General features: G+C 64.3%; 9 protein-coding genes and 1 tRNA gene. 5 read left to right on the top strand and 5 right to left on the bottom strand.

The annotated features are described in order from the left end of the window. Nucleotides 1-140: 140 nt before the first annotated feature. Nucleotides 141-225: transfer RNA gene (locus ACFQ9R_RS11820), tRNA-Leu, on the bottom strand. Between the two features lie 523 nt (nt 226-748). Here ACFQ9R_RS11820 and ACFQ9R_RS11815 point away from each other — a divergent pair. Further along, complete coding sequence (locus tag ACFQ9R_RS11815) at nt 749-1720, top strand: DUF6670 family protein (RefSeq protein WP_378990419.1); 972 nt, start codon at nt 749-751, stop codon at nt 1718-1720. A 94-nt stretch (nt 1721-1814) separates the two neighbouring features. On the opposite strand, the gene ACFQ9R_RS11810 is transcribed toward ACFQ9R_RS11815, so the two are convergent. Together ACFQ9R_RS11810 and ACFQ9R_RS11805 are read right to left on the bottom strand one after the other, a co-directional pair. Continuing rightward, nucleotides 1815-2207, bottom strand: coding sequence for a hypothetical protein (locus tag ACFQ9R_RS11810; protein WP_378990417.1), 393 nt, complete (start codon nt 2205-2207; stop codon nt 1815-1817). Nucleotides 2208-2293: 86 nt separating this feature from the next. Further along, nucleotides 2294-2743: a hypothetical protein gene (locus tag ACFQ9R_RS11805; RefSeq protein ID WP_378990416.1), complete on the bottom strand. Its 450-nt coding sequence runs from the start codon at nt 2741-2743 to the stop codon at nt 2294-2296. A gap of 30 nt (nt 2744-2773) precedes the next feature. On the opposite strand from ACFQ9R_RS11805, the gene ACFQ9R_RS11800 reads away from it, so the two are divergent. Next, the gene (locus tag ACFQ9R_RS11800) at nt 2774-3505 is read left to right on the top strand and encodes a hypothetical protein (protein ID WP_378990415.1); all 732 of its coding nucleotides are present in this window, start codon (nt 2774-2776) and stop codon (nt 3503-3505) included. Nucleotides 3506-3659: 154 nt separating this feature from the next. Here the strand turns inward: ACFQ9R_RS11800 and ACFQ9R_RS11795 are convergent, their stop codons facing one another. Beyond that, a complete protein-coding gene (locus ACFQ9R_RS11795) occupies nt 3660-4571 on the bottom strand; it encodes a LysR family transcriptional regulator (RefSeq protein ID WP_378990414.1) in 912 nt (303 codons plus the stop codon). A 227-nt stretch (nt 4572-4798) separates the two neighbouring features. Here ACFQ9R_RS11795 and ACFQ9R_RS11790 point away from each other — a divergent pair, with 227 nt between their 5' ends. The 3 genes from ACFQ9R_RS11790 (at nt 4799) to ACFQ9R_RS11780 (ending at nt 7271) form a co-directional block, all read left to right on the top strand. Further along, entirely contained in the window at nt 4799-5533 is a 735-nt protein-coding gene (locus ACFQ9R_RS11790; protein ID WP_378990413.1) for an SDR family NAD(P)-dependent oxidoreductase, read from the top strand. Between the two features lie 113 nt (nt 5534-5646). Next, nucleotides 5647-6270 carry an NADPH-dependent F420 reductase gene (locus ACFQ9R_RS11785; protein ID WP_378990412.1) on the top strand — a complete coding sequence of 208 codons (624 nt, stop codon included), beginning with the start codon at nt 5647-5649 and terminating at the stop codon, nt 6268-6270. Between the two features lie 53 nt (nt 6271-6323). Then, the gene (locus ACFQ9R_RS11780; protein ID WP_378990411.1) at nt 6324-7271 is read left to right on the top strand and encodes an SDR family oxidoreductase; all 948 of its coding nucleotides are present in this window, start codon (nt 6324-6326) and stop codon (nt 7269-7271) included. A gap of 408 nt (nt 7272-7679) precedes the next feature. On the opposite strand, the gene ACFQ9R_RS11775 is transcribed toward ACFQ9R_RS11780, so the two are convergent. Beyond that, nucleotides 7680-8774 (bottom strand): hypothetical protein, encoded by a 1095-nt coding sequence (locus tag ACFQ9R_RS11775; RefSeq protein ID WP_378990410.1) that lies wholly within the window; start codon nt 8772-8774, stop codon nt 7680-7682. Between the last annotated feature and the right edge of the window lie 50 nt (nt 8775-8824).

The following is an 8824-nucleotide window of genomic DNA, read 5'->3' as shown; positions in this document are numbered from 1 at the left end:
CGGCTGGAGCCCGAGCGGTCCGGTCGTTGTCGGCGGTCGGCTGGTCGGGCGTCTCGCTCAACCGAGATCCGGGCGGCCTCTCGCTGATACATTTTGCAGACGAAGAAGGCCCCGATCAGATGATCGGGGCCTTCTTTGCGTGTCCGGAGGGGGACTTGAACCCCCACGCCCTAATACGGGCACTAGCACCTCAAGCTAGCGCGTCTGCCATTCCGCCACCCGGACTTGCTGGTGTGCCAAAAGATTATCCGACGCGCCGTCGGAAACCAAATCGCCTAGCTGACCTGCTGTTTGTCCAGGTTCTGCACCCGGCGCTGAGATCACACCGACGCGGGATGCCGAGGGTCCGCGGTGTGGTTCGGCGTTGGTCTGCGCCCGGCGCCGTCCAGGTGCCGGTTGGACCACCGTGAAGCGACCACTCCATCGCGTAGTCCAGGTCGGGAGGCCGACCGATAGCGTTCGGTCGCTCTTGACGGTTCGGAATCCCGAGCGTAATTTACCAATCAGTCAATTCTACCCGTGACTATCGGTAACACACACATGTGGCTCTCACCGGCAGGCGCGGGCCCGGCCGTCCAGCGAAGGAGCAATGGCGCTCATGGAACACCCCACGGCATTCACTCAGCACCCCGCAGCCGACCGTCGATCGCGCGTACTCGATCGTCTCGCACGCCCGATACTGGACGCAGTCCTGCCACGAATCGACTCGCGCGTCCTGGATTCGACCAGGCCGTTCAGGACACCGGAGATGATGCGACCGCACGCCGAGTCCCGGCGGTGGGCATGGACGCACTACGGAGTGTTCCTCCCCGAGCTACCCGGCCCGCACCGCTACCTGAACACGATGACCTTCATCGGTGCGACTGGTGCACTGGCCTTCGACAACGACTACCTCGCCGCCGATGACGCCCGCGACACGGCCACCGTCCTGTCGTCTACTGCCGCCGAGGGGCAACACCACTATCGCGCCTACGACACCGGACGCGACTGCTCTTTCGCCGACGACGGCTCCCGTCTCGATTGGGGCCGCGAGCTGAGCATCACCGGGGCGTATCCCTATTTCCACGTCCGCGGTCAGTATGACGATTTCGACGTGAGCCTCGATATCCGAGCGACGGACCAGGTTTCGTGGTTCGTCCGCACCCCCTTCTACGACCACCTCAGCCTGTTCGCGACCGCCACCGGAACCCTGACCGACAAGACCGGCACGGTCGCCATCGAACAGACGTTGTGCACGTTCGAATACGCCCGTTGCATGTCGCCGCAATCGGTTACGGCACAGGCGCTTCCGACACAACGCAAGCTCCCCGTCGACTTCTTCACCTACCAGATCATCAACCTCGACAGTTCGACGCAGGTGCTGCTCACCGAGGTTCGCGCCGCCGGCGCGGTCGCGTGCCTGCTCGCGCATGTGCGGTGCGTCGACGGGACAACGCGGGTGTACGACGACGTCGCCATGACGGTTCTGTCCTATCAGCCGAAACCGCTGGTCGATCCTCGCGGCCGCCCGATGCGCGTCCCGCAACAACTGCGCTGGCGGGTGCGCGATGCGGCGGGTGCGGAGGTCCTGACATTCGACGCCGAAGTCGACAGCCCGCTCCGCTACGGGCACGGCCGCGGCTATGTCGGCGCCTACACCTACCGAGGAACCTGGCAGGGCCGACGTTCGGTCACGGGAAGCGGCTATCTGGAGTGGATCGACTGCGAACCGGGGCAGTGACCACGGCACACTCCAGCATCGTTGTCTCGACCTGAAAATTCACCGTGATTCGGCATCCACGGCGTCGCGCGACGCCGTGGAGCTGTCCGGTCCCTCAGGGCGCGTCCAACACGCTTGCCGGAACCCCGTAGGGCAGAAACCGCACCCGCCGGCGATCGTCGGTGTTGTCACGATGTGCGCGTAAAGCCTCGAGCTCGGTCGGAAACACCTGGTCGACGCTGGCCTGGCCGGTGTCGTCGATGCTGAAGATCGCCCACACCCCGCTGCCGGTGTCGCCGGTGGTCTCGCCCTCTGGCATCGGCGGACGTGGCTGCTCCGGCTGGAAGAACTGACCGAACAGCGACGTCAATGAACCGACGTCGGCACGATCGACGTGGCTCAGATAGTCACCAGCTTTTCCGAGCAGGTCGCGCAGTTCGGTTCCTGCCTCACGCAGCGCACGTTCGAAATCTTGCGGATCGATGCCGAAAGGTTCATTGGTAGCCATCGCATCTGCTCCTGGGGACGAGTTGGGTGCTCCGTCCCTCAGTGTCCTCGCGAAACGACGACTTCGCCACGACGACGGTTCCGAGCTCATGGCGTCGGTGTCTGGCGGGCCGTTTCGATAATCACCTCGTTATAGGCGATGACCACCCGCTCCTGCTGCGTTGGCACTTGTGTCGTTGCGCGTGCTCCGAGAATCTGGATGCGAGCTACGACATCAGGGGAGATATCGGACACGACGATGGTCAGGGTGTCGCGTGCGTCCGGGTGAGTCGCGCAGTGCTGGATCCAGTCGGCGAACTCCGGCCCGAGCTCGTCACCTCGAACGATGTAGCCTTCGCCGCCGACACGGCCTGGGCGAAATCCCCCGATCGCTGTCGCCCACCCCATGATCTCGTCCAACGCGATCGCGTACCAGGCTGCGCCGACGCTCGTGAGGAATTGGGCCAGTTCGTCGTCGCGATCGTGCCTCGACATGTGTGATTCCCCCTCGTCGCTGCCTTGAAAATTTCGGATGACAGTCAGTCGAACCTGATTCATTATGGGCGGGGAGATTCGAGGGGGAGCGCGGTGGGAACAGCAGTCGACTACGAGATCTATGTCCGGCCCGCGGAGGTCGAGCACGCACTGCAGATATTGGCCGATCGAGCCGCTCGACCGCTGCAGGTCGCAACGAAGGTGTTGTTGCCCGACCGACGGCAAGTGGACCTGCCCTATCGCGTTGGCGGAATCGTCGACCGGTCGTTCGTCGATTGCAGGAGGGGCAACGACCTCGATCTCTTGCTGGCGATGCGAGTCGACGTCGACGAGGAGATCGCCCACCGGTACAAGCTTTTCGAGGCGGTCATGTTCACTGAGATCGAGGGGAAGTTCTACCGCTACCGAGACGATTTGAGCGCCGATGAGATGGTGGACCTCTTCGAACTCACCGCCGAGGAACAACTCGCGCGGGGCGCCCTGGTCACGACCGGGACAACGCAGGTAAACGTGCGACTGAAGGTCCAGTTCGCCAGTCGGTTCGTCCCCTCGTGCGCACGGATACGCGTCTTCTCATGGTCGACCTCGACGCACTTCCTGTTCAGTCGTTCCCCCGCGTTCCATCGGATTTTCGCCGAGCTCGCGCGCGCCACGGATGCGGTGGGCTGGATGTATGGCGTCGAGCCTGACGACGAGAAGATCGTGTACTGGCTCAACGGCGAACCGACTGGTCGAATGGCGGTGCCGGGCAAGAGATTCGCGAACCTCGGCGAACTGGCCGATGCAATGCGACCCTCAGCCATGGACGATCCGGCGGATCACTGATGCTGCGTACCCGGAGCGTTCGGTCGGGTCACCCAGTGTCAGAGAATCGGATTGGTGCGAAGTCTCCGCTTGCCGCCGACGATACAGTTGCGGCCGTCGGAGCGGGGTGCGAAGTGGGCCGTCGGACCACCAGCTGCCGAGCGCACGCGACTGCTCAGCCGTGCTGTGAAACCGCATCGCTTTGACGCCGCCACATTTCATAGTTCCCGCATTCCGCCGTGATCTCAGCCGTCGCCTGAGCTGCGGTGAAGAAGTCGTCGGCCAGCGGCGAGGTGCGCGATGCCGCCATCGCGAGGTACACCTGGTCGGGCGCCAGATCCGGGACGGGCACGTAGCTGATGTCCGGACGTGAGTAGAACACGGTCTCCGAACGCCCCACGAACGAGATTCCGCGGCCCGCCGCGACGTGTTCGAGCTTCTCCTCCACGCCGCGCACCCGAAGCCCTGAGTCGGGGAGCGGGCGCGTGGTGGGCTGCGTGCTCGCGTCCGCATGCCAGATCAGCGGCTCACCGGCCAGGTCGGCCTCGGAGACCTCCTCCTTGCCTGCCAACCGGTGATCGGCGGGCAGCACCACCATGAGCGGCTCGGTGTAGAGCTGAGTCAGGCGCAGACCGGTCTCGTTGATGGGCAGCCGCACATAGCCGACGTCGACGCGGCCGTCGAGCAGCATCGGGGCCTGGTCGTCCCATTCCATTCGCTGCACGTCCACGACCACGTCCGGATGCTGAGCCTCGAACGCCCGCGCCGCTGGGATGACCGGAATGCCGGCCCGAAAGCCGACCACCAGCCGATGGCTGCCGCGGGCGGCGACGGCCACCCGGCGCCGGACCGCGTGCGCGGAGGCGAGCAGCGGACCGGCGTCGGCCAGCAGTTGTCGGCCCGCGTCGGTCAGCGCTACGCCGTGGCGATCTCTGGTGAACAGTTCTGCGCCGAGATCGTGTTCCAGCGCACGGATCTGCCGACTGAGCGCTGGCTGCGCGATGTGCAGCTCATCGGCGGCGCGGCCGAAGTGCAGCCTGTCGGCGACGGCGGCAAAGTAGCGCAACTTGCGCAGATCCAGATCCATGGCGCCTCCTGGTCCGGTGATGCCTCCAAGGTATCACCACGGCTGAAATGGGTCTTGGACGCCAACTCGACTCAGTGGCATCGTTCATGGGGCGCAAGCGAATTCGGAATCGAACCAGAATTCGCACGTCAGTAACCGGTCCCCTCCATCGCGTCGTTCGACGGCATTGACGAGCGCAACAAACAACAGAACTGTTTCGGATATCCCATCAATTCAAGGGAGTTATCGTGGGAAAGCTCGATGGCAAGGTAGCGGTAATCACCGGCGGATCCACCGGCATGGCACTGGCCGGCGCCAAACTGTTCGTCGAGGAAGGAGCGCACGTCTTCATCCAGGCCCGGCGGCAGGAAGCGCTGGACGCCGCCGTCGAGCTGATCGGACGCAGCGTCACCGCCGTCCAGGGTGATGCGTCCGATCTGGACGACCTGGACCGCCTGTACGACACCGTCAAGCGGGAAAAGGGCTCGATCGACGTGCTGTGGGCCAGCGCCGGGATGGGCGAACCCGCCGTCCTCGGCGAGATCACCGAGGAACAGTTCCACCGCTCCTTCTGGCTCAATGCGCGCGGCACCCTGTTCACGGTGCAGAAGGCACTGCCGCTGATCAACGACAACGGCTCGATCTTCATGACCGGATCCAACGCCTCCCTCGGTGCCTTCCCCGGCTGGAGCCTCTACGCCGGAAGCAAAGCCGTCCAACAGGCTTGGGCCCGCGTCTGGCTGAACGAATTGCGTGACCGCAAGATCCGGGTCAATGTCCTGACCCCGGGCCAGGTCGCCACCGCCAAACAAGAAGAATTGTTCGACGAGGCCACCAGGGCCGAATTCGAGTCGCTCATCCCCCGCGGGAAAATGGGCCGCCCAGAAGAAATCGCCACCGTCGCACTATTTCTCGCGTCCGACGACTCCAGCTATGTCAACGGTCTGGAACTGGTCTCCGACGGCGGCACCACCGCCATCTGAACCACACGGCAACGGGGTAGGCCACTGGGATTTCGCCCTCGGCGTCGGCGAGTTCACCGGCTGAGCCCCGGTCCGAGCAGTTCGATTCAGATCAGAGAAGGACGGACACATCCATGAGCAGCATCAGTTTCATCGGTCTGGGAACCATGGCCCACGCCATCGCCACTCGCGCGGTCGCCGGCGGCAACATTGTGGAGATCCTCGGCCGCGACTCGGCCAAGGCCGAGGGCCTGGCTGCCGCGCTAGGCGGCGGTGCCACGGCCGGGACATTCGGCACCGTCCCTGCCGGCGACATCGTCGTCCTCGCCGTGCCGTACACCAGCGCGGTATCGGTCGTCGCCCGGTACGGGGATGCACTGGCAGGCAAGGTCATCATCGACATCACCAATACCTTCAACGCCGACGCCACCGGGCTCGTCACTCCGGACGGTACGTCCGGTGCGCAAGAGATCGCCGAGGCCGCCCCCGCGAGCGCGCACGTCGTGAAGGCGTTCAACACCGTCTTCGGTCACATCATCGCCCAGGGCCGTCCGTTGGACGTGTTCTTCGCCGGAGATGACGCGCGGGCCAAGGCCGGCGTGGCGGCGTTCATCGAGAGCCTGGGACTGCGTCCCTTCGATGTCGGCGGACTCGAGATGGCGCGCTGGCTGGAAGGGGTCGGTCCACTGCTGATGGGCCTGGCCCGCCGCGGCGTGGGGAGCTTCGACATCGCCCTCAGCGTCGACATCGCCGACTGAGTGGGGCGCGCACCGCCATTTCTTCCGCCGCATCACGCACAAGGAGCAATAACATGCGCGTTTTCGTCACTGGCGGGACCGGCCATTCCGGTTCGTACATCATCCCCGAACTCGTCACCGCCGGGCACGAGGTCACCGGCCTGGCCCGGTCGGACACGGCCGCGGCCGCCCTGTCCGCGCTCGGCGCGAAGGTACGTCGCGGCGACCTGGAGGATCTCGACGGGCTCAAAGACGCGGCCGCGGATTCCGAGGGTGTCATTCACGTCGCGCACCGGCAAGACCTGCTTCCCTCCGGCGGGCTCGACGCCGTGGCCGCCGCGGAACTCCCGATCATCCTCGCCTACGGCGAGGCACTCGCGGGAACCGGAAAGCCGTTGGTCGCGGCGGGGAGCATCGGCTCAGCCGGGAACCTGGGCCGGCCGGCCACCGAGGAGGACCCGGCCCTTCCCGGCGGCGAGGAGTACAAGGGCACCCTGCGGGTTCGCAACGTCGTGGAAACCGCCGTAGTCGACCTCGCTGAGCAGGGAGTGCGGTCTTCGGTCGTGCGGTTTGCCAACATCGCGCACAGCACGACCGATCGTGGCGGGTTCCTCGTGCAGCTGATCGCGCTCGCGAAGGAGAAGGGTTTCGTCGGCTACCCCGGAGACGGCGCGAACCTGTGGAACGCCGTGCACGTCCGCGATATCGCCCCCGTGTTCCGCCTGGCTATGGAGAAGGGGCCGGCCGGCAGATACTGGCACGCGGTAGGGGACGGGGCCATCCCACTCCGGGATATTGCCGAGGCCATCGGCAGCCGACTGGGCCTGCCCGTCGTGAGCATTCCCTGGGACGTGCTGATGGTGCCGGGATACTTCGGGTTCCTCGCGAACATAGTCACGCAGAGCTACCCGGCGTCCAACCTAATCACTCGCCGGACCCTCGGCTGGGAACCCACTCAGCCCGGCCTGCTCGCCGATTTGGACAACGGGCATTACTTCCCCGGCAGGGCGCCCAATCATTAGGGACTGCTGCACGAGGGCGACGTGAATGTTGTCTCCCACCTTGATCAGACATGGTTGCGCCGTCAGACCGGCCATGGGCGCCCGGCGGCGTGCACATGGTCGGAGGCTGAGGCGGGTCGGCTAGATGTCGGAAGCGTAGGTGCAGAAGTGATCCACGACTTCGACGAGAAGGGGGTGGACGCTTCGCACCGAAGATAGAACGGGGCAGACCAGCGAAGACGGGCGAGTTCGCGGCGTTCCGTTGCTTCGCGCTCAACGGCACCGATCGCCGCAGCCCTGTCGTGCAGGATGCGGCGATCGGCGGCAACATTCGCTGGCACAACCAGCACGCCCGCCCGACCCGAAACTTCGCTGTCGGTGCGAAGATCCGGCGGTTAAATTACCCAACCAAGGTCGACTGACGCGGCACTAGATGATTCCTAACCCGGCTGTCGAGTTGTACAGCAACCAGTCGTACCAGAGCTGATACCGCGCCTGTGGCGCCTTGGTCTCCAGCATTCGATCCGTGCTGTCCTTGCGGCCGGAGCTGACCCATACGCTGTCGTACGAGCCGATGTGGGCAGTGACAGTGAGGGGCCGGAATACAGTGTCCCGCCATCCCGAGGAAATGTAGTCGATCAGCTCACCGAATACCCAGGCGGAAATGGTTCCGACCACCAGCCCGAACGGCCCTCCGATCGTCGTACCCACCTTGACCAGAGCGTCCTGAACCTGCTTCTTGATCTCCTTCGTGACCTGATCCAGAAATGTTTGCATAGCCTTACCATTGTCTCGTTCGACTAGCACGAGTGTCACGAGATAGGCCTTGGGGAAGGAATTTCCGCGCTCTGTGATATCGAAATTCGTGAAGGTTCGCGGGGGATTGTAGTGCTTGATTTCCTTATTGTTGAAACTCCCGAGTTTGATCGGCTTGATGGTTTTCGTGTCACCGCTTTCATCGACGGATGTACCACCGAGCCACATGTCGTCTTCACCGATGTGACCGCCGAACGGGCTGTTGGTCTCGTTGGCGCAGCGGATCTGGGTCACCCGCAGCAGGAGGCTATCCGACCGCGTCGCTCGAGCGGGTGCATGCTGGGGGATCATCCCGCGCAATGTGCCGAGGAACGCCGGATTTTGCAGTTTCGCGAGGTCCGCGGCGGAGAACTTCAGGTTGGGGATGGCGAAAGCGGAGCCTTGCGAGGCGATCGGAGTCCGTGTCTGCAGATCGACCCCGGCCAGTTCCCCGAGATGCGCCGTGCGGATCGCGGTGGTATTCACCCGCTGGATAGCGGCGACTCCGGCGGCGGCCCGCTTCTTTTCGGGCATGGTGTCGAACCAGCTCGCCAAAATATTCTCGGCGGAATCTCGTTGAGTGGGCAGCGGGAACCGCGCTGCGTCGGCAGCGTGTGCGGCGACTTTATCTGCCGCCAGTTCGAGCTGGCGAACCACGCGCTCGCCAATTTTGCGCAGTTTCGGATCGATGATATCGCCGAGCTGCGAATCGATGCTGTTGATGGCCATGTCGATTTCCTTTCGTGTTTCATCACTTCGATGAGAACTCGACACTATGT

It is taken from the genome of Nocardia sp. NPDC056541 (assembly GCF_042794235.1).
In the GTDB taxonomy this organism is placed as follows: Bacteria; Actinomycetota; Actinomycetes; order Mycobacteriales; family Mycobacteriaceae; genus Nocardia.
The sequence above is the reverse complement of the archived record's forward strand: the minus strand, read 5'-3'. Positions and strand labels throughout refer to the sequence as shown.

What these genes read in the sequence shown, in the direction of transcription:
- ACFQ9R_RS11775 (WP_378990410.1), bottom strand. Translation starts at nt 8,774, where the DNA reads ATGGCCATCAACAGCATCGATTCGCAGCTCGGCGATATCATCGATCCG.
- ACFQ9R_RS11780 (WP_378990411.1), top strand. Translation starts at nt 6,324, where the DNA reads ATGCGCGTTTTCGTCACTGGCGGGACCGGCCATTCCGGTTCGTACATC.
- ACFQ9R_RS11810 (WP_378990417.1), bottom strand. Translation starts at nt 2,207, where the DNA reads ATGGCTACCAATGAACCTTTCGGCATCGATCCGCAAGATTTCGAACGT.
- ACFQ9R_RS11795 (WP_378990414.1), bottom strand. Translation starts at nt 4,571, where the DNA reads ATGGATCTGGATCTGCGCAAGTTGCGCTACTTTGCCGCCGTCGCCGAC.
- ACFQ9R_RS11805 (WP_378990416.1), bottom strand. Translation starts at nt 2,743, where the DNA reads ATGAATCAGGTTCGACTGACTGTCATCCGAAATTTTCAAGGCAGCGAC.
- ACFQ9R_RS11785 (WP_378990412.1), top strand. Translation starts at nt 5,647, where the DNA reads ATGAGCAGCATCAGTTTCATCGGTCTGGGAACCATGGCCCACGCCATC.
- ACFQ9R_RS11815 (WP_378990419.1), top strand. Translation starts at nt 749, where the DNA reads ATGATGCGACCGCACGCCGAGTCCCGGCGGTGGGCATGGACGCACTAC.